This is a genomic window from Citrobacter sp. Cu096 (genome assembly GCF_030332285.1).
Taxonomy (GTDB): Bacteria; Pseudomonadota; Gammaproteobacteria; order Enterobacterales; family Enterobacteriaceae; genus Citrobacter; species Citrobacter meridianamericanus.
In genome coordinates this window covers 300,885-326,029 of record NZ_JAOWID010000030.1, presented here as the reverse complement: position 1 = coordinate 326,029, position 25,145 = coordinate 300,885, and the positions used below count along the sequence as shown (strand labels likewise).

Here is a 25,145-nt window from a genome sequence, read left to right as displayed (position 1 = left end):
ATAACAGAATTCTGAGACAAAACCTCAGTATTTTCGAATTACGTCAGACAGTTTAGATATCGACTACCTATTGTTTTACAGCATCAACTTTTTTTGACCAGACAAACGACCACACCATCACCACCAAAGCAAAACATAAAACCATAACAACAACAAAATACAGATTATCACTCCTTAATAACTTCATTATTTAGTCGTTAAAAGTTAATTACACCCCCGATGCTTTTCAAAATCTTCTCCTGGAGACCCTTCAAAACTTACCGGTGTGGGAGTACATTGTGCTGGCTGACTTCCACGGCAGGGAGTGGCATTCACAGCTAAAAAGGTCAACGTTCATGTCCCCCATTGAAAAATCCAGCAAATTAGAAAACGTCTGTTATGACATTCGCGGCCCGGTTCTGAAGGAAGCAAAGCGTCTGGAAGAAGAAGGTAATAAAGTTCTGAAACTGAACATCGGCAACCCCGCACCATTCGGGTTTGAAGCGCCAGATGAAATTCTGGTGGATGTGATCCGCAATTTGCCAACTGCGCAAGGGTATTGCGATTCAAAAGGCCTTTATTCTGCCCGCAAAGCGATCATGCAGCATTACCAGGCTCGTGGGATGCGTGATGTCACCGTGGAAGATATTTATATCGGTAACGGCGTTTCTGAATTGATTGTGCAGGCCATGCAGGCTCTGTTGAACAGTGGGGACGAAATGCTGGTTCCTGCTCCTGATTATCCGCTGTGGACGGCGGCGGTATCGCTCTCCGGCGGTAATGCCGTACACTATCTGTGTGACGAATCGTCAGATTGGTTCCCGGATCTGGATGATATCCGCGCCAAAATTACGCCGCGTACACGTGGGATCGTCATAATCAACCCAAACAACCCAACCGGTGCTGTTTATTCTAAAGAGCTGCTGATGGAGATTGTTGAGATTGCTCGCCAGAACAACCTCATCATCTTTGCAGATGAGATTTACGACAAAATTCTCTACGACGACGCAGAACATCACTCCATCGCCGCTATGGCTCCGGACCTGCTGACCATCACCTTCAACGGTCTGTCAAAAACCTACCGCGTTGCGGGGTTCCGTCAGGGCTGGATGGTGCTTAACGGACCGAAGAAACATGCCAAAGGCTATATCGAAGGCCTTGAAATGCTGGCTTCAATGCGTCTGTGTGCCAACGTCCCTGCGCAACATGCCATTCAGACCGCGCTGGGAGGATACCAGAGCATCAGCGAATTTATTATGCCTGGCGGTCGTCTGTATGAACAACGCAACCGTGCCTGGGAACTGCTCAATGACATTCCCGGCGTCTCCTGTGTGAAACCGCGCGGTGCGCTGTATATGTTCCCGAAAATCGACGCTAAGCGCTTCAATATTCATGACGACCAGAAGATGGTGCTGGACTTCCTGTTGCAGGAAAAAGTACTGCTGGTTCAGGGGACGGCGTTCAACTGGCCGTGGCCGGATCATTTCCGTATCGTCACACTGCCGCGTATTGACGATATTGAGATGTCGCTGAGTAAATTTGAGCGTTTCTTGTCAGGATATCACCAGCTGTAATAACAGAGAGTGCTACCGAGATTTGCATCCGGTAGCACTCTCTGCGCAAAATACCTTTACTGAAGTCACTGAGTAAGGGTCGTTATGAAGCAGAGCCATTTTTTTGCCCACCTCTCCCGTCTGAAGCTCATTAACCGCTGGCCGCTAATGCGCAATGTGCGCACCGAAAACGTGTCTGAACACAGCCTGCAAGTTGCCATGGTTGCTCATGCGCTGGCCGCGATCAAAAACCGCAAATTTGGTGGTCAGGTTAATGCTGAGCGTATTGCCCTGCTGGCGATGTATCACGATGCATCAGAGGTGCTGACCGGCGATCTCCCTACCCCGGTGAAATATTTCAACTCGCAAATTGCTCAGGAATATAAAGCGATAGAGAAAATTGCCCAGCAAAAGCTGGTCGATATGGTTCCCGATGAGCTGCGCGATATTTTTGCCCCGTTAATTGACGAACACGCATACAGCGAAGATGAAAAATCGATCGTCAAGCAGGCTGACGCCCTGTGCGCATACCTGAAGTGTCTGGAAGAACTCTCCGCCGGTAACAACGAATTTCTGCTGGCCAAAACACGGCTGGAAAAAACGCTGGAGTCGCGACGCAGTGAGGAGATGGACTACTTTATGGATGTATTTGTCCCGAGTTTTCATCTTTCATTAGATGAAATCAGCCAGGATTCACCATTGTAAGTTTGCGGCGACGTTGCCTTATCTGGCCTACACAGGCAACGTCGCCGGGGAAGCATTAAAACGGAAACAGCATCGGGATCATCACCACACACACCGCCATTACAATGATGGTAAACGGTACGCCGATCTTCACGAAGTCGCTAAAGCTGTAGTTGCCCGGTCCCAGCACGAGCGTGTTAACCGGCGAAGACACCGGCGTCATAAAGGCTGCGGAAGCTGCCATCGCAATCGCCATCGCGAAAGGATATGGTGAAACCCCCATCGACTTCGCCGCCGCTAACGCAATCGGCGCCATCAACACCGCGGTCGCGGTATTGGAGATAAATAACCCGATGGTTGCACACAGCACGAACAGGCAGCCCAGCATCATGTATGGGCCATATCCACCGCCGACATCCATCAGGCCTTTCACTACCAAATCGACGCCGCCGGTTTTTTGTAAAGCCAGCGCGAAAGGCATCATCCCGACGATCAAAATAATACTTGGCCAGTGAATCGCCTTGTAGGCACTTTCGGCATCGATACAGCGAAATTTCCCCATCAGCAGACAAGCAATGATCGCAGCAACCGTATTGGGAATTTCATCAGTGAGCATCAGAGCGACCATCAGCACCAGGCAGAAAATCGCATGCGGCGCCTGGCTGTGCGCCGGAGAAGCTTCACTGACTTCCGCGGGCATATTCAGCACCACAAAATCGCGCCCTTTTTGGCCCAGAAGAGTAATGAGTTTCCAGTTGCCCACCACTAATATGATGTCGCCCATTAGCAGCGGCTCATCCACCACCGCGCCGGCCAATGCAGCACCATCACGTTTCAGCCCAACGACATTCAGGCCGTAACGTGTACGAAAAGCAATTTCTCGTACCGTTTTGCCAATCAATTCCGATTCAGGGATCAGCGAAATTTCTGCCATTCCCACATCAAGCGCCTGCTCGGAGAAGTATTCACCGCGCAGCACCATCGGCTCCAAAAACTGTTCACTGCAAAATTCACGCAAGTCGACATCGGCCGCAGACATATCAATCAGCAATACGTCACGGGCGCGAAACTCAGAAACCCCGTTTACGTCAACGATCACACGACGAAAACGCCGCCAGCGTTCAACGCCAATCACGTTTGCCCCGTAGCGCTCACGCAGCTTCAGGTCGTCCAGACGCTGGCCGATCATCGGAGAACCTGGGCGAATCGCCAGGCGACGCGCGCGCCCGGTCAGGCGATATTCTTTAATCAGATCGCGAAACGTCCGACGCTTCCAGCCGTCTCCCGACGGCCCGGAATCTTCCCCCTTGAGCATAAAGCGCATCAGCAGCATATAAATTATGCCGAGTACCAGAACAACCAGCCCCAGTGGGGTAACGCTAAAAAAACTGAAACCGTTGAGTCCTTCACGTAACAGTTCACTGTTTACGACCAGGTTGGGCGGCGTCGCCACCAGCGTCATCATGCCGCTTATTAATCCGGCAAAGCTCAGCGGCATCATCAGGCGTGAAGGGGAAATTTCCATGCGCATGGAAACGCTTAACACCACCGGAATAAAGATGGCGACTACGCCGGTGGAGCTCATAAATGCTCCAAGCCCGGCAACGGTAATCATCAACAACACCAGCATTTTGACTTCGCTGCTGCCGGCCACCTTCACCAGCCAGGCTCCCATTACCGTCGCCACCCCGGTACGCACCAGGCCGTCGCCGATAATGAATAAAGCCGCTATCAAAATAACGTTAGGATCGCTGAATCCGGAAAAAGCTTCTGTGATGCTCAATGTTCCACTCAGAACAAAGGCAATAATGACCAGCAAAGCGATCGCGTCCATACGCACTCTGCCAGTTGCAAACAAAACGACGGCAATCGCCAGCAATGAGAGAACCCATATCAATTCACCGTTCACAACATATCCTTGTTAAATGAGAGGGATGAGTCGATTCTGCCATAAAAAAGCCCCAACAATCTGGGGCTAAATCATGATCAGGTATTTCTTACAACGACCACATTTCCGTTAGGTTGTTTGGTCACAGAAATATGTTCCAGACTGGTCAGAGAAAAATCGACCTCATCCAGACGCGGCGTGTCCGCAGGCGCATTGACCGCGATCACATGACATCCAGCCGTCAGTCCTGAAAGCACCCCGGCGGGCGCATCTTCCACTACCGCGCACTCCTGCGGCGCAAGCCCCAGAAGCTGTGCGCCTAACAGATAAGCGTCTGGCTCTGGTTTCCCTCTTTTTACCCGTTCGGCGGTGACAAACACTTCAGGCGCAGGAAGCCCCGCGACACGATGGCGCGCTCGTGCGACTGGCATAGAACCGGAGGTCACAATCGCCCATGGAATACCCGCTTTATTGAGGTGATTGAGCAACTCAACCGCCCCCGGCAGCGCGGTGATCCCAGCGGTTTCTGTCGCTTCGATCTGCTCCAGGCGGGTGAACTCCGCAGCGATCTCTGCCTCAGATTTGCCCACCATAAAGTGTCGCAGAGAGGTAATGGCCTGCTTGCCATGAATAAAACCGAGCACTTCAGCATGATCGAGGCCAAAACGATCGGCCCAATTGCACCATGCGCGTTCTACTGCGGGTAAGGAATCGACCAGCGTTCCATCCAGATCAAACAGAAAACCTTTGCACTGCACGCTCGCCCCCTCAGGCATTAATGATTTGGTTAATTTCATTCGCGCTCAAATGATACTGGCGCGGGCAAGAGTGCCAGACGTTCAACATACGCTGATATTTTTCCCACATCGGGGTCTGAGCGTTGAAGCCATGCGTCCCCGCATCAAAGTGGGTATAGCGACCTTCCACATTCACCATAAAGCGAACGTATCCGAGAAAACGGGCTTCCGTTGCGGCGTCAAAACCGAGGAAGGTCACGCGGCGCTCATCAATGGCCTGTGCATCCTTAAGATTAGTCCAGGACACATGTAATGCGTGATACATCTCCATAATATCGATAATCGTACGACAGGTTTCTTCCGTCAGCTCACCAAACTCACGATCCAGCTCGCGCATCTGCAAGCCGTAACCGCGTTCAATAATCGTCTGCAAACGACGATAACGCTCGGCGTTAGTGGGATCGAGCATAGTCATCATTTTGTACTGATTAGACAAAATCAGACGTTGAGCGTTGGTCATTTCCATTTGGGACTCCTGTATCACTACTACTGCGATGAAAAAAAAGAAGGCATCTTGTGCCTTCTTTTATATGCGTAATCAGGGGTCAATTACAAATCATCGAGGAAAGTTTTATCCAGTTGTTTGAAGGCGCGCTTAAGCGTGTCAGCCAGCGCCTGATAATCAGGCTTTCCTTCGACCGGAGAGAGCGCCTGCCCGGCTTCCTGCAATTTACCCCGAACTTCGTAGAACCAGTTGAGTATTGAAGGCGGCAGCGGCGTCACGGAACGTTTACCCAGCCACCACATGCCCTGCATCGGCAGGCTAAGCGCAAACAGCGCGGTCGCAACGGCCGGTCCCAACTGCCCCCCTAGCGCAATTTGCCAGCATAAGGTGAAGACGGCGATAGGCGGCATAAAACGGATTGCGTAACGCGTCATACGGATCACGCGGTTCTCTACAAACACGGGCGCGAGGCGCTTTTCCATTGGCCACGTCTTTGCGTAGTGCTGCCCCCGGCGAAACAAGCTAAAAAAATTGACGGAACGATTATCCGGTGTCGACATGGCGGTTACCTCAACTTCACATATAAAAATTAAAAAATTTGTGCAAAACAACAACTGCAATGGACATCGTTCAAAACATTTTGTCTTTGATACCCACATTCAGGTATCCTGTGCCGGCCTGTAAGGCCATTAGTCCAAAATCATTGAGTCGTCAAATTGACACATAGTATGCCATTGGCTGAAAAATACGCAAAATGACATAGACTCAAAGGTATTTATTCCATCGTGCCCAAAAAGACTATGGCGCATGATGTTAATCATAAACGTCGGTGTCATCATGCGCTACGCTCTATGACTCCCTGACGTTTTTTTAGCCACGTATCATAAATAGGTACTTCCATGTCGAGTAAGTTAGTACTGGTTCTGAACTGCGGTAGCTCCTCACTGAAATTTGCCATCATCGATGCAGTAAACGGTGAAGAATACCTTTCTGGTTTAGCCGAATGTTTCCATCTCCCAGAAGCACGTATCAAATGGAAAATGGATGGCGGTAAACAAGAAGCGGCTTTAGGTGCAGGCGCCGCTCACAGTGAAGCGCTGAATTTTATCGTTAATACTATTCTGGCACAAAAACCAGAACTGTCCGCTCAGCTGACTGCAATTGGTCACCGTGTTGTTCACGGCGGCGAAAAATACACCGGCTCTGTGGTTATCGACGATTCCGTTATTCAGGGTATCAAAGATGCAGCCTCTTTTGCACCGCTGCATAACCCTGCACATCTGATCGGTATTGCTGAAGCGCTGAAATCCTTCCCGAATCTGAAAGACAAAAACGTGGCCGTATTCGACACCGCGTTCCACCAGACTATGCCGGAAGAATCTTACCTCTACGCCCTGCCGTACAGCCTGTACAAAGAACACGGCGTTCGTCGTTACGGTGCGCACGGTACCAGCCACTTCTTCGTCACTCAGGAAGCGGCAAAAGTGCTGAACAAACCAGTTGATGAGCTGAACATCATCACTTGCCACCTGGGCAACGGCGGTTCTGTATCTGCTATCCGTAACGGTAAATGTGTTGATACCTCCATGGGTCTGACCCCGCTGGAAGGTCTGGTGATGGGTACGCGTTCCGGTGACATTGACCCGGCGATCATCTTCCACCTGCACGACACGCTGGGCATGAGCGTTGACCAGATCAACAAAATGCTGACCAAAGAGTCCGGCCTGCTGGGTCTGACCGAAGTCACCAGCGACTGCCGTTATGTTGAAGATAACTACGCGACTAAAGAAGACGCTAAACGTGCAATGGACGTTTACTGCCACCGTCTGGCGAAATACATCGGTTCTTACACTGCGCTGATGGATGGTCGTCTGGATGCTGTTGTCTTCACTGGTGGTATCGGTGAAAACGCCGCGATGGTTCGTGAACTGTCTCTGGGCAAACTGGGCGTTCTGGGCTTTGAAGTTGACCATGAACGTAACCTGGCCGCACGTTTCGGCAAATCTGGGTTCATCAACAAAGAAGGTACCCGTCCTGCGGTGGTTATCCCAACCAACGAAGAACTGGTTATCGCGCAAGACGCGAGCCGTCTGACCGCCTGATTTCACACCGCCAGCCTAGCTGGCGGTGCTGTTTTGTAACCCGCCTGAAACGGGCGGTAACGAAAGAGGATAAACCGTGTCCCGTATTATTATGCTGATCCCAACCGGAACCAGCGTCGGTCTGACCAGCGTCAGTCTTGGCGTGATCCGCGCAATGGAACGCAAAGGCGTTCGTCTGAGCGTCTTCAAGCCGATCGCTCAACCGCGTGCCGGTGGCGATGCGCCAGACCAGACTACCAGCATCGTCCGTGCTAATTCTTCTCTGCCAGCCGCTGAGCCGCTGAAGATGAGCCACGTTGAATCTCTGCTCTCCAGCAATCAGAAAGATGTGCTGATGGAAGAGATCATCGCGAACTACCACGCGAATACTAAAGACGCTGAAGTTGTCCTGGTTGAAGGCCTGGTCCCAACCCGTAAACATCAGTTCGCGCAGTCTCTGAACTACGAAATCGCGAAAACGCTGAATGCAGAAATCGTCTTCGTTATGTCTCAGGGTACCGATACTCCGGAACAGCTGAACGAGCGTATTGAACTGACTCGCAGCAGCTTCGGCGGCGCGAAAAACACCAACATCACCGGCGTAATCGTGAACAAACTGAACGCACCGGTTGATGAACAGGGCCGTACTCGCCCGGATCTGTCTGAGATTTTCGACGACTCTTCCAAAGCGAAAGTGATCAAAGTTGATCCGGCTAAACTGCAGGAATCCAGCCCGCTGCCAGTTCTGGGCGCGGTGCCATGGAGCTTTGATCTGATCGCCACTCGTGCAATCGATATGGCACGTCACCTGAACGCCACCATTGTGAACGAAGGCGATATCAACACCCGTCGCGTGAAGTCTGTGACCTTCTGCGCACGCAGCATTCCGCACATGCTCGAGCACTTCCGCGCAGGTTCTCTGCTGGTGACTTCCGCTGACCGTCCGGACGTGCTGGTTGCTGCATGCCTGGCAGCGATGAATGGCGTAGAAATTGGTGCTCTGCTGCTGACTGGCGGCTACGAAATGGACGCGCGTATTACTAAACTGTGCGAACGTGCATTCGAAACCGGCCTGCCGGTATTCATGGTAAACACCAACACCTGGCAGACCTCTCTGAGCCTGCAGAGCTTCAACCTGGAAGTTCCGGTTGACGATCACGAGCGCATCGAAAAAGTTCAGGAATACGTTGCTAACTACATCAACGCTGACTGGATTGAATCTCTGACCGCAACGTCTGAGCGCAGCCGTCGTCTGTCACCACCAGCGTTCCGTTATCAGTTGACCGAGCTGGCGCGTAAAGCGGGCAAACGCGTCGTTCTACCAGAAGGCGACGAACCGCGTACCGTTAAAGCGGCGGCTATCTGTGCTGAACGTGGTATCGCAACCTGCGTACTGTTGGGTAACCCGGATGAAATCACCCGCGTAGCGGCCTCTCAGGGCATTGAACTGGGCGCTGGCGTAGAAATCGTTGATCCGGATGTAGTTCGCGAAAGCTACGTTGCTCGCCTGGTCGAATTGCGTAAAAACAAAGGCATGACCGAAACCGTTGCCCGCGAACAGCTGGAAGACAACGTAGTTCTCGGTACCCTGATGCTGGAACAAGACGACGTTGACGGCCTGGTTTCTGGTGCCGTTCACACCACCGCGAATACCATTCGTCCGCCGCTGCAGCTGATCAAAACTGCACCGGGTAGCTCACTGGTATCTTCCGTATTCTTCATGTTGCTGCCGGATCAGGTTTACGTCTACGGCGACTGCGCGATCAACCCGGATCCAACCGCAGAACAGCTGGCAGAAATCGCTATTCAGTCCGCTGAATCCGCGATTGCCTTCGGTATCGAACCGCGCGTTGCGATGCTCTCCTACTCCACCGGTACCTCTGGTGCAGGTAGCGACGTAGAGAAAGTTCGTGAAGCGACTCGTCTGGCGCAGGAAAAACGTCCTGACCTGATGATCGACGGTCCGCTGCAGTACGATGCCGCAGTTATGGCTGACGTAGCAAAATCCAAAGCGCCGAACTCTCCGGTTGCTGGTCGCGCTACCGTGTTCATCTTCCCGGATCTGAACACCGGTAACACCACCTACAAAGCGGTACAGCGTTCTGCCGACCTGATCTCCATCGGGCCGATGCTGCAGGGTATGCGTAAACCGGTGAACGACCTGTCTCGTGGCGCGCTGGTAGACGATATTGTCTACACCATCGCTCTGACCGCGATCCAGTCTTCCCAGCAGCAGTAATCTGCCATGCGTGCCGGATGCCTTATCCGGTACACATCCTGCTTATCAAACCGGAAATAGCTGATATTTCCGGTTTTTTTATATCTGATTTCCCGTTGGCCTGGTCTGAATGATTTACCAGGATGCGCTGCATCAATGAATAACTATTCTTCTGTTTGCATACTTACCCTCTTTTGCATTGCAACAGGGATAGTCTTTCATGTCAGCAGTAACAGAAACACGGCCAGCTAAAAAGTGGGCGATGCCCGACACGCTGGTGATTATTTTTTTCGTCGCCATTTTGACCAGTCTGGCGACATGGGTAGTTCCCGTCGGGATGTTCGACAGCCAGGAAGTGCAGTATCAGGTTGATGGGCAAACCAAGACTCGCAAGGTCGTTGATCCCCATTCATTCCGCATTCTGACCAATGAAGCCGGTGAAGAGCAGTATCACCCGGTTAAATTCTTTACCACCGGTGATGAAAGTCCTGGCCTGATGAACTTCCCGTTTGAAGGGTTAACCTCCGGTTCTAAATTCGGCACCGCTGTTGGCATCATCATGTTTATGCTGGTTATCGGTGGCGCGTTTGGCATCGTGATGCGCACCGGAACTATCGATAACGGCATCCTGGCGCTCATCCGCCATACCCGAGGGAACGAGGTCTTGTTTATCCCGGTGCTGTTTATTCTCTTCTCTTTAGGTGGCGCAGTGTTTGGTATGGGAGAAGAGGCCGTCGCCTTTGCGATAATTATCGCGCCGCTGATGGTACGCTTGGGTTACGACAGTATCACCACCGTGCTGGTAACCTATATTGCCACCCAAATCGGTTTTGCCAGTTCCTGGATGAACCCGTTCTGCGTGGTGGTCGCGCAGGGCATTGCGGGCGTCCCGGTGCTTTCCGGCTCAGGTTTGCGTATCGTGGTATGGGTCGTTGCCACGATGATTGGTCTGACCTTCACGCTGGCCTACGCGGCGCGCATCAAAAAGAATCCGCTGCTGTCGCGCGTTCATGAATCAGACCGTTTCTTCCGCGAACAGCAGGATGAGGTCATTGAGCGCCGCTTCACGCTCGGCGACTGGCTGGTGCTGATGGTGCTGACGGGCGTGATCGTGTGGGTCATTTGGGGTGTTATCGTCCACGCATGGTTTATTCCTGAGATTGCCAGCCAGTTCTTCACCATGGGTCTGGTGATTGGCATTATTGGCGTCGTCTTTCGGCTGAACGGCATGACGGTCAACATAATGGCATCCTCATTTACTGAGGGTGCGCGCATGATGATTGCTCCTGCCCTGCTGGTCGGTTTTGCCAAAGGGATATTACTGTTGGTAGGCAATGGTGAAGCGGGCGATGCCAGCGTGCTGAATACCCTGCTGCACAGCATCGCCAACGGTATTAGCGGTCTGGATAACGCCATTGCGGCGTGGTTTATGCTGCTGTTCCAGGCAGTGTTTAATTTCTTCGTCACTTCCGGCTCCGGGCAGGCTGCGTTGACCATGCCGCTGCTGGCACCATTGGGTGATCTGGTTGGCGTAAACCGTCAGGTCACCGTTCTGGCATTCCAGTTTGGTGACGGATTCAGTCATATTATCTATCCTACGTCGGCATCACTGATGGCAACGTTAGGCGTTTGTCGGGTGGATTTTCGTAACTGGCTGAAAGTAGGCGCCACGCTGTTAGGACTGCTGTTTATTATGTCCAGCGTGGTGGTGATAGGCGCGCAGATAATGGGTTACCATTAAAAAAGATTGCCCGGCCTACACGATTTCTAGACGCTGTAGGCCGGATGAGCCGATTCTATTCAGCTTCTTCCTGATTTTCAGCTTTCGCCCCTTCATTCTTGGCGTTGCGGGTCATCCACAGCGCCAGGGCTTTCAGTGAGTCCGGCGTAAATTCGTCACAGCGCGCGGTGATTTCTTCCGGCGTCAGCCAGCAAACTTCACTGACCTCTTCTTCCTGAAGCGCAAACGGTCCATGGGAAACACAGCTAAACAACCCGCCCCATACGCGACAGTTCTGGTCTTCAAAATAAAACTGCCCATGCTCGGCAAACGGTACGCCCGCAATCCCCAGTTCCTCTTCCGCTTCACGGCGCGCTGAGTCCAGTAACTGTTCGTCAGCCTGCACAACGCCGCCAGCGGTAGCATCCAGCATACCGGGCAAAAAATCTTTTGTCTCAGTACGACGCTGAACCAGAATTTTGCCCATACCATCGTGCACGACGATATATGTCGCACGATGACGTAAGCGCTGCGCCCGCATTTGTTCCCGGCTGGATTGTGCGATGACTTCGTTGTCTTCATTCACAATATCCACCCATTCCGTACTTGCCAAACGACGCTGTTCCACCATCAGGAAACCTTCTTTTTTCTTGCGCTCTTACGGCGCGTTTATGTTTGTGGGGTAAATTACGGATTAATCTCGACCTGTGCAATAATACTTTGATCATTGAGTGCCATTACGCTGAGAACATTATCATCCAGAATCCCGTAACTTGCCGCAAAGTCCCCTTTCGGGATGCTTACCGAGCCAGGATTGAAGTGATAAATGTCTCCTTGTCGCTCAGCGACGGGCAGATGAGTATGTCCATAAACCAGCACATCTCCCACGTTTAGCGCAGGCATATTTTGCGGACCAAAAAGATGTCCGTGTGTCAAAAATAATCGCTGGTTTTCTGTCAGAATTTGCTGCCACGGCGCTGTCATCGGAAAATGCAGGAGCATCTGATCCACTTCGCTGTCGCAATTGCCACGTACCGCGATAATCTGCGCTGCCAGCTCGTTCAACCGCTCGGCAACCTGCGCGGGCGCATAGCCTTGCGGTAGTGCATTGCGCGGCCCGTGGTTTAAAACATCACCCAATATCACCAGCCATTGCGCACCGCTCGCGGCAAACCGTTCGAGTACGCGTTCCGTGGCTGGCAACGAACCATGAATGTCCGATGCGAACATCAGTTTCATCACTCACCCCTCGTTGAAAAGTACCTTGTAATGATACTGGATTACGACCCGTTTTTCAGCAGGAACGCTTCGCTGAAAGCGCGATAAAACGCTGGATTGAAGCGCGCTGCCACTGGAAGGCGGCGTATTCTGCAAGCGCTTCTGGAACCTCATCACCGTTAAGGACCAGACGATTAAGCATTAGCGCTAAATCGCAGTCGGCGATACACCATTCACCAAATAAATTCTGTTTGCCATGGCTTAGCAAACTGCTCGCCGTAGCGAACAATTTCTCCGCGCAGGCTTTTCCCGCGTCACTCAACGGCGCTTTCTTCACGCCAGCAAAAACCACATCCGTAGAGCGTTCTTCACGGATAGGCATCAGATCGCTGCGGATCCACGCCTGAACCTGGCGAGCCCGCGCGCGTTTTTGTACATCATGCGGGTAAATACGCTCCCACTGCGGCGGCGCAAAGCTATCTTCCAGAAATTCAGTAATCGCTGATGATTCACTCAGCTCGAAACCGTCGATTTCAAGAACCGGTACGCGGCGCGTCAACGCATACCCTTGCCATGAAGGTTGCAAGTGTTCGCCGTTGTTGAGATCAACCGTTTTCAGCGTAAAAGGCAGTCCCTTCTCTTGCAGAGCAACATAAACAGACAGCACGTAAGGGGAGAAAAAATTGGCATCTGACCACAGCGTAATTGCAGATTTGCTCATAATGTCCTCTGAAATGTATTGGCTTGCTTTCAAAATATAGAGTCTTTCTCTCGCTGTCACTTGATGAAAACTCACGCACGCCAACAAGCTCTATACTTGTTATGACCCGGTTCATGACAAAACGGACGCTGAAAATGATCGATCTCTATTACACCCCATCGCCAAACGGTCACAAAATCACGCTGTTTCTTGAAGAGGCACAACTGCAATACCGTTTGATTCATGTCGATATCAGCAAAGGCAATCAGTTTCGCCCTGATTTCTTGCAGATCTCGCCGAACAATAAAATCCCGGCCATTATCGACAGTGCCCCGATGGACGGCGGAAGGCCCATCAGCTTGTTTGAGTCCGGAGAAATTTTACTCTATCTGGCGGAGAAGAGCGGTAAGCTGCTGAGTGGTGAATTACGTGAACGTCACACTACGCTGCAGTGGCTGTTCTGGCAGGTCAGCGGCCTGGGACCTATGTTGGGTCAAAATCATCATTTTAGCCATTACGCCCCACAAACCATTCCCTACGCCATTGAAAGATTTCAGATTGAAACTCAGCGCCTGTACAACGTGATGAATAAACGACTGGAAACGTCCCCATGGCTAGGAGGCGATCACTACAGTATTGCCGACATTGCCTGCTGGCCGTGGATCCACGCCCATCAGCGTCAGCGCATCGACCTCGACAACTACCCGGCGGTCAATAACTGGCATGAACGCATTCGTACGCGTCCTGCGACTGAGCGCGCCATGCAGCACGCACAAATCGAGAAGCGATGACGCAATTCGGTTCTCGTGTATCATGCAAAGGTTCATACATGGAGGAAACCTGCAATGTCACAACCTGACGCTATTATTCGTATAAAAAACCTTCGTCTGCGCACCTTTATCGGCATCAAAGAAGAGGAGATCCTGAATCGCCAGGATATTGTCATCAACGTTGCCATTCACTATCCGGCAGACAACGCCCGTACCAGCGAAGATATCAACGACGCGCTGAATTATCGCACTATCACCAAGAGCATCATTGCCCACGTGGAGGGTAACCGCTTCTCATTGTTAGAAAAATTAACTCAAGATGTGCTCGATATCGCACGCGAACATCACTGGGTCACTTATGCTGAAGTGGAGATCGATAAACTTCATGCATTGCGTTACGCCGACTCAGTTTCCATGACGCTGAGCTGGCAGCGCTAAAACATAACCCGGGAGGCGACATGCAGATTCTGATTACCGGCGGTACTGGCCTGATTGGGCGTCATCTGATCCCCCGCCTGCTGGAGTTGGGGCATCAGATAACCGTAGTAACCCGTTCTCCTGATAAGGCGCGTCAGATTTTCGACTCCCGGGTTAGGCTGTCCAAAGGGTTAGAAGAGCGGCAAAATCTCAATGATATTGATGCCGTCATTAACCTTGCCGGAGAGCCGATTGCCGACAAGCGCTGGAGTGCGCAACAAAAGGAGCGTCTGTGCCAGAGTCGCTGGGGGATTACGCAGAAACTGGTCGATTTAATTAATGCCAGCGAGACGCCGCCCGAGGTGCTCATCTCCGGTTCCGCCACCGGTTACTACGGCGATTTGGGCGAGGTTGTGGTCACGGAAGAAGATCCGCCGCACAACGAATTTACCCATAAGCTATGCGCCCGCTGGGAACAAATTGCCAGCACAGCACAAAGCGACAAAACCCGCGTGTGTATGCTGCGTACCGGCGTGGTGTTGGCCTCTGCTGGCGGCATTCTGGGGAAAATGGTCCCGCCATTTCGTCTTGGCTTAGGCGGCCCTATAGGTAATGGACGCCAGTATATGGCCTGGATCCATATTGATGATATGGTCAATGGCATTATCTGGCTGCTGGATAACGACCTGCGCGGCCCCTTCAATATGGTTTCACCCTACCCGGTCCACAATGAGCAGTTTGCCCACGCGCTGGGACATGCCCTGAATCGCCCTGCCATTCTACGCGTTCCCGCCAGCGTAATGCGGCTGCTGATGGGCGAGTCTTCAGTGCTGGTCCTCGGCGGGCAGCGAGCATTACCCAAACGCCTGGAAGCCTCCGGTTTTGCATTTCGCTGGTACGATTTAGAAGAAGCGCTGGCGGATGTGATCCGATAATCCCGAAGCCCTATTCATGGTCGCCGTTGTGGTGGTAAGGTTATAGACCAGAATTCCTCAATGGCGACGTTATGGCGATAATATCGACTCCCCGACTTACCCTCTCCTTATTTAAATTTTCTGACTGGTCATTTTTCCAGAGATTACGTGAATGCCCGGAAGTCATGCGTTATATGGGCGACATTGCCCCGGCGAAAGATACGCGTCTGTTATTCGCCAGACGTCTGGCTGCACAGCATACTTTCGTCATCCGCGAACATAACAACTCAACGCCTCTTGGCGATATTGGCCTGCAGATCAGTCATTTATACCCACACGAGGCCGACCTCGGCTACGCCATCTTGCCCGAAGCTCAGGGAAAAGGGATTGCCAGCGAAGCCGTGACGGCGGTGTGCCAGTACGCTTTCGATCACACGGCCGTCACGGCGATAAACGCTTACGCACTCGCGGAAAATAAGGGTTCTGTTCGTATACTGGAAAAAACAGGCTTTGTGCGTACGCAGGTACTGGAAAAGGCGTATGAGATTGATGGCATCGCCTACGACGACTGGGTTTATCGCCTGGAGCGCGATGCGTTTAAGCTGTAGTGCCCGGAAAGCGTAACGCCTCCGGGCAGCTCACTTATTTCAGCGAGCCCTTGAGAAACTGCTGCAAACGCGGACTTTGCGGATTACCGAATACCTGCTCCGGGTCGCCCTCCTCCTCAATTTTTCCCTGATGCAGGAAAATCACGTGCGTGGAGACATGCCGAGCGAATCCCATTTCGTGGGTCACGACCACCATGGTTTTACCCTCTTCGGCCAGCTGTTGCATAATGCGCAGCACTTCGCCTACAAGCTCTGGGTCAAGCGCCGACGTAGGTTCATCAAATAGCAACACTTCCGGTTCCATCGCCAACGCCCGTGCAATGGAGACGCGCTGCTGCTGACCGCCAGACAGGTGCACCGGATATTTGCCCTGCGCGCGCTCATCAATGCCCACTTTAGCCAGATACTTCACTGCTCGTTCGCGGGCTTCTTGTTTGCTCAGCCCCAACACCTGGATCGGCGCTTCCATCACGTTTTCCAGCACCGTCATGTGGCTCCACAGATTGAAGTGCTGAAAAACCATCGTCAGTCGCGTACGCAGCAGGCGCAGCTGATTTTTGTCCGCAACCTTGAGCTGGCCATCTTTGTCACGCACCAACCCAATGTTCTGACCACTGACCACAATCGTCCCGGCACTTGGCTTCTCAAGAAAGTTAATGCAGCGCAGGAAGGTACTTTTACCGGAACCTGACGAACCAATAATACTGATAACATCACCCGCATTGGCCTGCAGCGATACCCCTTTCAGCACTTCATGTTCGCCGTAGTGCTTATGTAAATCGATAACGTTTAATTTATTTTCAGACATCGTGTTACTCGAATCATTTAGAGGATACATGCTGCAACCAGCGTTTTTCCGCTTTACGGAACAGACTGATCAGGACATACGAAATAATCAAATACAGTACAGCAGCAATACCGAAGGCGGTAAACGGCTGATACGTTGCCGAGTTGATATCACGGGCAATCTTCAACAAATCAGGCACCGTGGCGGTAAATGCCAGCGCCGTGGAGTGCAGCATTAGAATCACTTCATTGCTGTATGCCGGCAGCGCAATACGCAGTGCGGAAGGTAAAATAATGCAGCGATACAGTTTAAACGACGAGAAACCGTAAGCCCGCGCGGCTTCAATCTCACCATGGGGTACAGAACGAATAGCCCCGGCGAAAATCTCTGTGGTGTAGGCACAGGTATTCAGCGTCAATGCCAGCACGGTACAATTCAGCCCACTGCGGAAAAACGCGTTAAGGAAGTCCGTTCCTTTGACGATCTCCAGCGTATACATCCCGGAATAAAACACCAGCAGTTGAACGTACAGCGGCGTGCCACGAAAAATATAGGTGAACAGCCAGATGGGAAACTGGATAAATTTATTACTGGAAACGCGACCAATCGCCAAAAACAGCGCCAGAATCCCGCCCATCACCACCGACGAAATCAGAAGCCAGAGAGTGATAGCAACGCCAGTGTAACGATATCCATCAGTCCACAGCAGGGACTTCCAGTATTCCTGAATAATCTCAATCACAGGTCAGCCCTCTTCACACCCACGGAATAGCGGCGCTCAAGGTACAGCAGCACACCATTAGATACCGTGGTAAACACCAGATAGATGACCCCGCACACCACGGCAAAATAGAACGGCTCCCAGGTACTTTTCCCGGCAAGCTGAGTGGCTTTCACTACGTCCTCAAGTCCGAGCAACGACACCAGAGCCGTGGCCTTAAGAATGACCTGCCAGTTGTTGCCAATCCCCGGTAAGGCATAACGCATCATCGCCGGGAACATAATGCGGCGAAAGATTTGTGAGCTGGTAAAACCGAATGCCGTCGCGGCTTCGATATGGCCTTTTGGCACGGCCATAAATGCGCCACGAAATGTTTCGGTAAAATAGGCGCCGTAGATAAACCCGAGCGTAATAATACCCGCGACCATTGGATCGATATCAATCTGGCCGATACCGATTGCATCGGTTATGGTATTCAGCGCAATTTGTAACCCGTAGAAGATGAGCAGCATTAAGACAAGATCGGGCACTCCGCGGATAAGCGTTGTGTACCCTTCGAAAATAAGCCCCATTGCCCGGCTTTGCGACAGCTTAGCTCCCGCGCCGACAAGACCTATCAGAACCGCCAGTACCACCGAGCTGAGTGCCAGCTCAAGCGTAACAATTGCGCCCTGTAAAATAACACCTGAAAAGCCATACAACATGCTGCCTGTCCTGTCGTGTGTGGTGGAGTAATAAGCCTCTTTTGATTTCAGACTAACCGTTAAATGCCGGATGGCGGCTTTGCCTTATCCGGCCTACAAAATTACCGTAGGCCGGATAATCGCAGCGCCATCAGGCGTAAATTCAACGCGTCAAAAATCTACGGGCTTTATCAGCACCTGCGGTGATTAACCGCCGTAAACATCAAAATCGAAGTATTTTTTTGCCAGTTTCTCGTAAGTCCCGTCAGCGCGCATTTCAGCAAAGGCTTTGTTCAGTGCTTCGCGCAGCTCGTTATCGTCTTTGCGCAGCCCCATACCGGTACCCACGCCGAATAACTTCTCGTCTTTCACAGACGGGCCGCCGAATTTGTAATCTTTACCGACCGGCTGTTTCAGGAAGCCTTCGCTGGCCGCGACTTCATCCTGGAATGCGGCGTCAATACGCCCTGCTGTCAGGTCAGAATAGATATTGTCTTGTCCCTGATAGGAGACAATTTCAATGCCTTTTGGCGCCCAGTGTTCGTTGCCGAACGTTTCCTGAGTTGTGCCCTGCAGCACGCCAACACGTTTACCTTTCAACGATTCAATGGTCGGCTGAATAGCAGAATCTTTAGCGACAACCAGACGCGAGTCGGCTGCATAAAGCTTGTCGGTAAAGGCGATTTCCTGCTGACGTTTTTCAGTAATGGAAAGCGAGGACATGATCGCATCGATTTTCTTCGCTTTTAGCGAAGGGATCAGCGCGTCCAGCGGGTTTTCCACGAAGGTACATTGTGTATTGATACGTTTGCACAGCTCTTTTGCCAGATCGATATCAAAACCGACTAATTCACCCTGCGCATTTTTCGATTCGAACGGCGCATAAGTCGGATCCGTACCGATACGAATTTTTTGCGGAATGGCGGCAAATGCTGCGGTAGCACTGGAGAAAGCCAGAACCAGAGAAAGAGACAACACCAGTTTTTTCATAACTATCCTCAACAGACTGTCTTTTATAGGGGATCTTTACAGGACCAGGTGCAGTTATCGTGCCATTAATCAGGCCGACAAGGCAAAGCATTCTGCCCTGTCGGCGGTATTTATTTGCATGAAAAGCGCTTAAGTATGCACTCATGCTTATTATGTCAGCGACAACAGCACCAAAACAGTGCACTGAATGTATTATGCACCGCAATAGTTACCCGCAATGGTGCAGTCAATTCCCCGCTGCGACGTATTAATCGCCGTAGACATTAAAGTTAAAATACTTACTCGCCATTTTGTCGTAAGTGCCGTCTTTGCGCAGTTCACCCAGCGCTTTATCAAAAGCAGCTTTCAGCTCGGTGTCATCTTTGCGCAAACCAATCCCGGTTCCGTCGCCAAAGTATTTTTTATCTTTCACCGAAGGACCTGCAAAGTCGTAGCCCTTACCGGCAGGCTGCTTCAGGAAGCCTTCGCTGGCCGCGACTTCATCCTGCAGCGCTGCGTCAAGACGCCCCGCCGTCAGGTCAGAATAGATGAGGTCCTGGTTCGCATAGGCCACCACATCCACGCCTTTGCTACGCCAGTTGTCATTGGCATAGGCTTCCTGAGTAGAGCCTTGTAGTACACCAACGTGTTTACCCTTAAGGGAATCCAGAGTCGGTTTAATCGGAGAACCTTTCGCGGCGATCAGACGTGAGTCTGCTGCGTAAAGCTTGTCGGAGAACGCAATCTCTTGCTGACGTTTCTCGGTGATAGAAAGCGAGGAGATAATGGCATCAATTTTTTTCGCTTTCAGCGACGGAATTAGCGCATCAAAGTCGCTGGCAACCCAGGTACATTTGATCTGCATGCGCTTACACATCTCATTTCCCAGATCGATATCAAAGCCGACAAAGTCGCCTTTAGCATCCTTAGAGGAAAAAGGTGCGTACGTTGTATCTGTACCAATACGAACCGTCTGCGGAAGTGCTGCGTGGCTGGCCGCGGTGGCACAGAGTCCTACCAGCAAAGACAAAGCAAGAACCGTCTTCTTCATACATAACCCTCAGGTGGCGTAATTTTATTATGTTTTACGTTGTGTTGTGTGTTTGCAGACTTTTTCATGCAGGTCTTATGCCATTTTGGCGTCGATGAGGATATTCGACGTTAAATATGTTAATAAAACGTTGCAACAATGTCCTGATTTTGAAGATAGCAGGTCTAACGGTTGAACCGCAGCGTTTCGTTGGGTTTTAGCGAATTAAATGTTGAGGATATGATCGCGGTTACAAAATTGCCCTGAAACAGGGCAATGGATGTTTCTTTGCACGCGAATAGAACGGATTACGCCCCTTGCCAGCGGGTGAACAGATCCTGCGCAAGGGAGATATCAAACTGGTCAAGTACGCGGTTAACCGTTTGATTAATCACATCATCGAGCGTTTGCGGGCGATGATAGAATGCCGGGACAGGCGGCATAATCACCGCGCCAATTTCTGCCGCCTGGGTCATCAGCCGCAGATGCCCCAAATGTAGAGGCGTTTCACGCACGCACAGTACCAGCGGACGACGTTCTTTCAACACCACATCTGCCGCACGGGTAAGCAACCCATCGGTGTAGCTGTGGACGATGCCGGAAAGCGTTTTAATTGAACACGGCAGGATAACCATTCCAGCGGTCTGAAAAGAGCCGGAGGAGATGCTGGCGGCAATATCTCGCGAATCATGAGTCACATTCGCCAGCGCCTGCACGTCGCGCACGGAGAGGTCCGTTTCCAGCGCCAGCGTCTGCCGGGCAGCGGCGCTCATCACCAAATGGGTTTCCACATCGGTAACGTCACGCAAAACCTGCAGCAAGCGCACGCCGTAAATTGCCCCGCTTGCGCCACTAATCCCTACAATGAGTCGTTTCATTTTACTTTTCCATCACTTGATGGGCTAACTGTGCCGTATTTCTTTACCGCAGACAACCTGGAATCACTCTCCTCTTCAGTCCGCAAAGCAGGTTTTAGCGCATACCATGAAACCAGAATACAAACCATAAAAGCCAGTTCTACCAGCATGATCACGCCCCCTTTTTCACTGAACCAGGTTCCCACCATAATGGCAACATTTGTAACAATAACAAACCTGGCCATCCAGGGAAAAAACGGTGAACGATAGCGCAGTAAATCAGGGGAATACTTCCCGTCATTCACAGCCTTGCGAAACTGATACTGACACCAGCCAATAGTAATCCACGCCAGACAACCCACCTGCCCGGTACTGGCAATCAACAAAATATAGAATTTCTGTGCAGGAATATAGCGAGTCAGCATCGATACCAGAGCCAGCATTACTGTTATCAGAATAGCGTAAACAGGCACACCGCTGGCGTTAGTCCTGGCGAAAAAACGGGGGGCGAAACGGTCGCCCGACATTGACCATAACATGCGTGAACTGGCATAGATTGCGGAATTCGCCGCTGACACAGCAGCAGAGAATATGACTAGCGTCATCAGGACATCTGCGCCAGGCATACCGACATGTGAGAATACCCACACGAAGGGGCTGGTTCCATCGGGTATCTTTCCCTGCGGATAAACCAACGCCAGAACAGCAATCGCCAGACCGTAAAACAGAATAATACGCAGACCGATTCCAAGAATCACCTTGGGTAAGACACTATGCGGCGACTCCGTTTCGCCTGCCGCGTTTCCAACCAGCTCAACGCCCTGGAACGAATAGATGACGATTGTCATGCAGACCAGAATTTGCTCCCATCCGTGGGGAAACCACAATCCTCCACTTTTTAACGTTGGATGCCAGTTCGTGTCTCCTGACAGCGAGAAGATCATTACCCCACCCGCCGCGATAAAAAGCACTATCGCGAAAACTTTAATCGCAGATAACCAGTATTCACATTCGCCGAAACTTTTCGCCGAACAGAGATTGATCAGCGTTAACACGACAAGAATGATAAGACAGAAGAAGTGGATAGGAATAACGGGGAAAAATTGATGGGCAATGAAGCCCGCAGCAGTCAGATCCGCCGCCAGGGAAAACACCCAACTCAGCCAATATAACCAGCCAATGGTATAGCTCCAGATAGGATTGGGCATGAACATCAACGCATAATGCTGAAATGAGCCTGAGTGGGGAAATGCGCAGGACAGTTCGCCAAGGCACATCATAGTTGCCAGCATAATCGCACCAGCGAACAGATAAGCCAACAATGTTCCAGCTGGTCCAACGCTATTCAGCGGTTCGGCTATGCCGATAAACAAACCTGTACCGATTGTCCCGCCGAGCGACATCATCAGCAAATGACGCTTTTTGAGGTTTCGTCGTAATCCATTTTCAGGTTCGACGGGGGGTAGCGCTTGCAGGGTACTCATGGTCACTCCCTGTCTCAGAAAGGGTCAGAGACGCCGCCACATATGCACTACTGTGGCGGCAGTGGCTTAACGAATAAACCGCGTGGCAACGCCCTTCGTCTGACAGGCCATCAAAAGCCCTGTGTAGTCGAGTTCAAAGCGGATGATATCCCCGACTTTCAGCGGCTGCTCGCATGCTTCAATATCCACCAGCGTATGATCGCTGGTTTGTCCCAGAATGGTGATATTGTCATCGCAAGGCACACAGTTATCGGAAGGGACATCCTGTCGACCAAATGCCAACAACGCCCGCAAACGCGTGCCATGATCGACAAAGGTTTTTGTTTGCAGGAAGGCGTCTACGCCAAGTTCTCCAACGGGTATTGTTGGCTTGCTGTTCAGCTCAATAATCTCTGCCTCAAGGACATACATATCGGAACAGGCTTTTTCCACCGGTTTTGTAGAGTGATGAAATTCATTCAGATACTTCATCTCGACATATTCAATGCCGAACTCATGTAGCCCCCCAATACGCAGGTGGTTTAACCCCTTAGGCCAAATACCTTTATCCAGTAAATGGTAGCTGGTGCAATTACCGGCAGAGAGTCGGCGAACTGCCACACCGCTGTCCTGCTCGACTCGTGCGGCCAGTGCCAGAAAATCTTCACCATTTTTCACCGTCGGCAAGACCGTGCCATAGCAGTTGAAGTTAGTTCCCAGGCCATACAGTTCCAGGCAAGGCAATTCCTGAATGAGCCGGATGGTGCTGAGAATGTGTGAATACTCGGTGAACCAGATACCTTCGCGTAAATCCCCCATATCCACCATCAGCAATACCTGATGCGTTTTCCCCTGGCGTTGGGCTTCCTGAGATAGCGCCCGCAGGATGATGGGTTCGCTGTTCAGACTGATATCGGCATAACGGATAACATCTTCAATCTCACTCAGGCAAGGACTGCGGAGCAGACAGGTTGTACAGCCGATTTCACGGATTTTTTTCAGGTTATAGGTCCGCGATTCTGCAATCACCTTAATGCCGCCATCAAATACCGCCTGTGCGGTTTCAATACAGCCATCAAAAACTTTATTGACGGCCATGACCTCAATCCCACTGCTGGCTAACAGCGCTTTTTCCGTTCGGGCATTTTCTTCCAGCTTGCGTAAATTGATTTCCAGGATTGGCATATACATTTTATTTTCCTCCTGCCACGCTCAGACGAGCGTTACGTTTCTGGGCCCGGTGATAGATACATTCAGCAACGATGACGGCCAGCAACGCGCCACCCACGATCTTGCCGGCGTACTGGAAATATCCTCCCATATCAATTTGTGAAGGCGGGATAAACAGTAATGCGACAGCAAAAGCAATAGAGATAAATCCAAGTGCAGGCAGGACGGCAGGTAAGACTTTTCCAGGGATTTTGAAGCTTCTGGGCGTATCCGGTTGCGTCTGACGCAAACGCCAGAATGCCGGGAACATCACCAGATAAGGAATGAAATAGGTGATGGTCGTCAATGCAGTCAGCATCCAGTATGCCGCGGCGACGCTCGGGGAGATAAAGGTTGAGAAACACAATACCGTAACGATTATTGCCTGAACAATCAGCGCAAAGGCTGGCGTTTTCCAGACTGGATGCAACCGGGCAATTTTATCCCCTAACAAATTATCCTCACGCGAGGCTTCCTGAAGCATGTAGATAGGACCTACCAGCCAGGAGTTGATCTGGCCTAATGCACCAAAGAACATGCAGATTGCCATTACCGGGATCAGCCAGGGCATATGTAACGTATCCGCCGCGGCATGCATTGCCTGCATCACACCCGCCACAATATCGGTTTTTCCCGCGGGTAACAGTGTGTTCAGCGCCCAGGTACCAACCATGTAAATCCCAACAATAACGGCTGCAGAAACCGCCATCGCGCGCGGGAAATCACGTTGCGGATTGCGCGTACGTCCGGCAATCATTGGCGCGACTTCCAGCCCGGCGAAAGCAAACATCATGCTCGACAGAAAGACGATAGTATCCCAATGGCTCAGATCAGGAACCCAGTTCGCCGCCGTCGCATAATCGGTTTGCATCTTATGCCCGGTCGCCAACCACACAATAGCCAGGATAATCAAAATGGCGGATGGGATGAACACGCCGCACCAGGCGCTGACGCTATTGATAATTTTGGTCCACTCCATGCCGCGAATATTCATTAACGTCAGCAACCAAAAAATCACCGCCGAACCAATACCAATAAAGGCCTTATTCTCCGCGAGGCCCCCGCCTATCATGTACCCCAACGCCGTAAAACCGAACTGAAGCATCAAGGGAAAAAACAACACGCAGGAAAAGAGGAAGCACACCACCACTATCCACGCGATACGTTTCCCAAACGCCTCTTTGATCCAGACGAATATCCCGCCATCTTTCGGCCATCCGGTCGACAGTTCACCGCACACCATCGCCAGAGGAAAGAACAGACAGAATGCGGCGATCACCCACAGCAACATTGCTGAAGCGCCGTAGGGCGCGACATTGGGTATTTGCCGCAAACTCAGAATGGCAATGACATTCATAAAGACAATATCTTTGATGCCAAGTAAGCCAGAACTATTGTTACTCATGGCCATCTCCTGTTATGCACTCAGGGGCA

The 25,145-nt window shown here is 51.5% G+C and carries 25 protein-coding genes; 9 read left to right on the top strand and 16 right to left on the bottom strand.

Going from position 1 to position 25,145, the window contains the following annotated elements; translation table 11 throughout:
- Positions 1-335 precede the first annotated feature (335 nt).
- A complete protein-coding gene (gene alaA, locus OGX99_RS15905) occupies positions 336-1,553 on the top strand; it encodes an alanine transaminase AlaA (RefSeq protein ID WP_005129483.1) in 1,218 nt (405 codons plus the stop codon).
- An 84-nt stretch (positions 1,554-1,637) separates the two neighbouring features.
- Complete coding sequence (gene yfbR / locus OGX99_RS15900; RefSeq protein ID WP_151219928.1) at positions 1,638-2,237, top strand: 5'-deoxynucleotidase; 600 nt, start codon at positions 1,638-1,640, stop codon at positions 2,235-2,237.
- A 55-nt stretch (positions 2,238-2,292) separates the two neighbouring features.
- Here the strand turns inward: yfbR and OGX99_RS15895 are convergent, their stop codons facing one another.
- From OGX99_RS15895 to yfbV, 4 genes are all read right to left on the bottom strand, one after another.
- Positions 2,293-4,125 (bottom strand): SLC13 family permease, encoded by a 1,833-nt coding sequence (locus tag OGX99_RS15895; RefSeq protein WP_151219929.1) that lies wholly within the window; start codon positions 4,123-4,125, stop codon positions 2,293-2,295.
- A gap of 77 nt (positions 4,126-4,202) precedes the next feature.
- Complete coding sequence (locus OGX99_RS15890) at positions 4,203-4,880, bottom strand: sugar phosphatase (RefSeq protein ID WP_151224804.1); 678 nt, start codon at positions 4,878-4,880, stop codon at positions 4,203-4,205.
- Complete coding sequence (locus tag OGX99_RS15885) at positions 4,873-5,367, bottom strand: YfbU family protein (RefSeq protein ID WP_003028086.1); 495 nt, start codon at positions 5,365-5,367, stop codon at positions 4,873-4,875. Before OGX99_RS15885 ends, OGX99_RS15890 begins: the two co-directional genes overlap by 8 nt.
- Before the next feature lie 83 nt (positions 5,368-5,450).
- Positions 5,451-5,906: a terminus macrodomain insulation protein YfbV gene (gene yfbV, locus OGX99_RS15880; protein ID WP_003028087.1), complete on the bottom strand. Its 456-nt coding sequence runs from the start codon at positions 5,904-5,906 to the stop codon at positions 5,451-5,453.
- Between the two features lie 339 nt (positions 5,907-6,245).
- On the opposite strand from yfbV, the gene ackA reads away from it, so the two are divergent.
- The 3 genes from ackA to yfcC all read left to right on the top strand — a co-directional run bounded on the left by ackA (position 6,246) and on the right by yfcC (position 11,386).
- Positions 6,246-7,448, top strand: a complete 1,203-nt coding sequence (gene ackA, locus OGX99_RS15875; protein ID WP_003028092.1) for an acetate kinase — start codon at positions 6,246-6,248, stop codon at positions 7,446-7,448.
- Positions 7,449-7,524: 76 nt separating this feature from the next.
- Positions 7,525-9,666 carry a phosphate acetyltransferase gene (gene pta / locus OGX99_RS15870; RefSeq protein WP_187253463.1) on the top strand — a complete coding sequence of 714 codons (2,142 nt, stop codon included), beginning with the start codon at positions 7,525-7,527 and terminating at the stop codon, positions 9,664-9,666.
- 199 nt (positions 9,667-9,865) lie between these two features.
- Positions 9,866-11,386: a putative basic amino acid antiporter YfcC gene (yfcC, locus tag OGX99_RS15865; protein WP_048211065.1), complete on the top strand. Its 1,521-nt coding sequence runs from the start codon at positions 9,866-9,868 to the stop codon at positions 11,384-11,386.
- A gap of 55 nt (positions 11,387-11,441) precedes the next feature.
- Here the strand turns inward: yfcC and yfcD are convergent, their stop codons facing one another.
- The 3 genes from yfcD to yfcF are packed head-to-tail and all read right to left on the bottom strand — an operon-like array spanning position 11,442 to position 13,304.
- Entirely contained in the window at positions 11,442-11,996 is a 555-nt protein-coding gene (gene yfcD / locus OGX99_RS15860) for an NUDIX hydrolase YfcD (RefSeq protein WP_151219930.1), read from the bottom strand.
- Between the two features lie 56 nt (positions 11,997-12,052).
- Positions 12,053-12,604, bottom strand: coding sequence for a phosphodiesterase (gene yfcE, locus OGX99_RS15855; protein ID WP_151219931.1), 552 nt, complete (start codon positions 12,602-12,604; stop codon positions 12,053-12,055).
- Between the two features lie 55 nt (positions 12,605-12,659).
- The gene (gene yfcF / locus OGX99_RS15850) at positions 12,660-13,304 is read right to left on the bottom strand and encodes a glutathione transferase (protein ID WP_151224767.1); all 645 of its coding nucleotides are present in this window, start codon (positions 13,302-13,304) and stop codon (positions 12,660-12,662) included.
- Between the two features lie 134 nt (positions 13,305-13,438).
- Between yfcF and yfcG the strand changes: the two genes are divergently transcribed.
- The 4 genes from yfcG (at position 13,439) to OGX99_RS15830 (ending at position 15,992) form a co-directional block, all read left to right on the top strand.
- Positions 13,439-14,074 (top strand): GSH-dependent disulfide bond oxidoreductase, encoded by a 636-nt coding sequence (gene yfcG, locus OGX99_RS15845; RefSeq protein WP_151219932.1) that lies wholly within the window; start codon positions 13,439-13,441, stop codon positions 14,072-14,074.
- Between the two features lie 54 nt (positions 14,075-14,128).
- Complete coding sequence (folX, locus tag OGX99_RS15840; RefSeq protein ID WP_151219933.1) at positions 14,129-14,491, top strand: dihydroneopterin triphosphate 2'-epimerase; 363 nt, start codon at positions 14,129-14,131, stop codon at positions 14,489-14,491.
- Positions 14,492-14,511: 20 nt separating this feature from the next.
- Positions 14,512-15,405 (top strand): TIGR01777 family oxidoreductase, encoded by an 894-nt coding sequence (locus tag OGX99_RS15835; protein ID WP_286544186.1) that lies wholly within the window; start codon positions 14,512-14,514, stop codon positions 15,403-15,405.
- Between the two features lie 71 nt (positions 15,406-15,476).
- Entirely contained in the window at positions 15,477-15,992 is a 516-nt protein-coding gene (locus OGX99_RS15830; protein ID WP_286544182.1) for a GNAT family N-acetyltransferase, read from the top strand.
- A gap of 34 nt (positions 15,993-16,026) precedes the next feature.
- Here OGX99_RS15830 and hisP read toward each other — a convergent pair whose 3' ends face one another.
- The 9 genes from hisP to OGX99_RS15785 form a co-directional block, all read right to left on the bottom strand.
- Positions 16,027-16,800 carry a histidine ABC transporter ATP-binding protein HisP gene (gene hisP / locus OGX99_RS15825; protein ID WP_061068225.1) on the bottom strand — a complete coding sequence of 258 codons (774 nt, stop codon included), beginning with the start codon at positions 16,798-16,800 and terminating at the stop codon, positions 16,027-16,029.
- Positions 16,801-16,813: 13 nt separating this feature from the next.
- Positions 16,814-17,521, bottom strand: a complete 708-nt coding sequence (gene hisM, locus OGX99_RS15820) for a histidine ABC transporter permease HisM (RefSeq protein WP_003028116.1) — start codon at positions 17,519-17,521, stop codon at positions 16,814-16,816.
- Entirely contained in the window at positions 17,518-18,204 is a 687-nt protein-coding gene (locus tag OGX99_RS15815) for a histidine ABC transporter permease HisQ (RefSeq protein ID WP_016150709.1), read from the bottom strand. Before OGX99_RS15815 ends, hisM begins: the two co-directional genes overlap by 4 nt.
- A gap of 186 nt (positions 18,205-18,390) precedes the next feature.
- The gene (hisJ, locus tag OGX99_RS15810) at positions 18,391-19,173 is read right to left on the bottom strand and encodes a histidine ABC transporter substrate-binding protein HisJ (protein WP_003028120.1); all 783 of its coding nucleotides are present in this window, start codon (positions 19,171-19,173) and stop codon (positions 18,391-18,393) included.
- Positions 19,174-19,420: 247 nt separating this feature from the next.
- A complete protein-coding gene (argT, locus tag OGX99_RS15805; protein WP_187253466.1) occupies positions 19,421-20,203 on the bottom strand; it encodes a lysine/arginine/ornithine ABC transporter substrate-binding protein ArgT in 783 nt (260 codons plus the stop codon).
- 287 nt (positions 20,204-20,490) lie between these two features.
- Positions 20,491-21,060, bottom strand: a complete 570-nt coding sequence (locus tag OGX99_RS15800; RefSeq protein ID WP_151219936.1) for a UbiX family flavin prenyltransferase — start codon at positions 21,058-21,060, stop codon at positions 20,491-20,493.
- A complete protein-coding gene (locus OGX99_RS15795) occupies positions 21,057-22,523 on the bottom strand; it encodes an amino acid permease (RefSeq protein WP_210904528.1) in 1,467 nt (488 codons plus the stop codon). Before OGX99_RS15795 ends, OGX99_RS15800 begins: the two co-directional genes overlap by 4 nt.
- A 66-nt stretch (positions 22,524-22,589) precedes the next feature.
- Entirely contained in the window at positions 22,590-23,693 is a 1,104-nt protein-coding gene (locus tag OGX99_RS15790; protein ID WP_151224770.1) for an alanine/ornithine racemase family PLP-dependent enzyme, read from the bottom strand.
- A gap of 1 nt (position 23,694) precedes the next feature.
- Positions 23,695-25,116 carry an APC family permease gene (locus tag OGX99_RS15785; RefSeq protein ID WP_151219937.1) on the bottom strand — a complete coding sequence of 474 codons (1,422 nt, stop codon included), beginning with the start codon at positions 25,114-25,116 and terminating at the stop codon, positions 23,695-23,697.
- Positions 25,117-25,145 lie beyond the last annotated feature (29 nt).

Coding starts and splice junctions, on each gene's coding strand:
- OGX99_RS15785 (WP_151219937.1), bottom strand. CDS start 25,116: ATGAGTAACAATAGTTCTGGCTTACTTGGCATCAAAGATATTGTCTTT.
- OGX99_RS15830 (WP_286544182.1), top strand. CDS start 15,477: ATGGCGATAATATCGACTCCCCGACTTACCCTCTCCTTATTTAAATTT.
- OGX99_RS15890 (WP_151224804.1), bottom strand. CDS start 4,880: ATGCCTGAGGGGGCGAGCGTGCAGTGCAAAGGTTTTCTGTTTGATCTG.
- yfbR (WP_151219928.1), top strand. CDS start 1,638: ATGAAGCAGAGCCATTTTTTTGCCCACCTCTCCCGTCTGAAGCTCATT.
- hisJ (WP_003028120.1), bottom strand. CDS start 19,173: ATGAAAAAACTGGTGTTGTCTCTTTCTCTGGTTCTGGCTTTCTCCAGT.
- OGX99_RS15790 (WP_151224770.1), bottom strand. CDS start 23,693: ATGTATATGCCAATCCTGGAAATCAATTTACGCAAGCTGGAAGAAAAT.
- hisP (WP_061068225.1), bottom strand. CDS start 16,800: ATGTCTGAAAATAAATTAAACGTTATCGATTTACATAAGCACTACGGC.
- OGX99_RS15885 (WP_003028086.1), bottom strand. CDS start 5,367: ATGGAAATGACCAACGCTCAACGTCTGATTTTGTCTAATCAGTACAAA.
- yfcG (WP_151219932.1), top strand. CDS start 13,439: ATGATCGATCTCTATTACACCCCATCGCCAAACGGTCACAAAATCACG.
- OGX99_RS15835 (WP_286544186.1), top strand. CDS start 14,512: ATGCAGATTCTGATTACCGGCGGTACTGGCCTGATTGGGCGTCATCTG.
- yfcE (WP_151219931.1), bottom strand. CDS start 12,604: ATGAAACTGATGTTCGCATCGGACATTCATGGTTCGTTGCCAGCCACG.
- OGX99_RS15800 (WP_151219936.1), bottom strand. CDS start 21,060: ATGAAACGACTCATTGTAGGGATTAGTGGCGCAAGCGGGGCAATTTAC.
- OGX99_RS15795 (WP_210904528.1), bottom strand. CDS start 22,523: ATGAGTACCCTGCAAGCGCTACCCCCCGTCGAACCTGAAAATGGATTA.
- yfbV (WP_003028087.1), bottom strand. CDS start 5,906: ATGTCGACACCGGATAATCGTTCCGTCAATTTTTTTAGCTTGTTTCGC.
- yfcD (WP_151219930.1), bottom strand. CDS start 11,996: ATGGTGGAACAGCGTCGTTTGGCAAGTACGGAATGGGTGGATATTGTG.
- folX (WP_151219933.1), top strand. CDS start 14,129: ATGTCACAACCTGACGCTATTATTCGTATAAAAAACCTTCGTCTGCGC.
- OGX99_RS15815 (WP_016150709.1), bottom strand. CDS start 18,204: ATGTTGTATGGCTTTTCAGGTGTTATTTTACAGGGCGCAATTGTTACG.
- alaA (WP_005129483.1), top strand. CDS start 336: ATGTCCCCCATTGAAAAATCCAGCAAATTAGAAAACGTCTGTTATGAC.
- yfcF (WP_151224767.1), bottom strand. CDS start 13,304: ATGAGCAAATCTGCAATTACGCTGTGGTCAGATGCCAATTTTTTCTCC.
- yfcC (WP_048211065.1), top strand. CDS start 9,866: ATGTCAGCAGTAACAGAAACACGGCCAGCTAAAAAGTGGGCGATGCCC.
- argT (WP_187253466.1), bottom strand. CDS start 20,203: ATGAAGAAGACGGTTCTTGCTTTGTCTTTGCTGGTAGGACTCTGTGCC.
- ackA (WP_003028092.1), top strand. CDS start 6,246: ATGTCGAGTAAGTTAGTACTGGTTCTGAACTGCGGTAGCTCCTCACTG.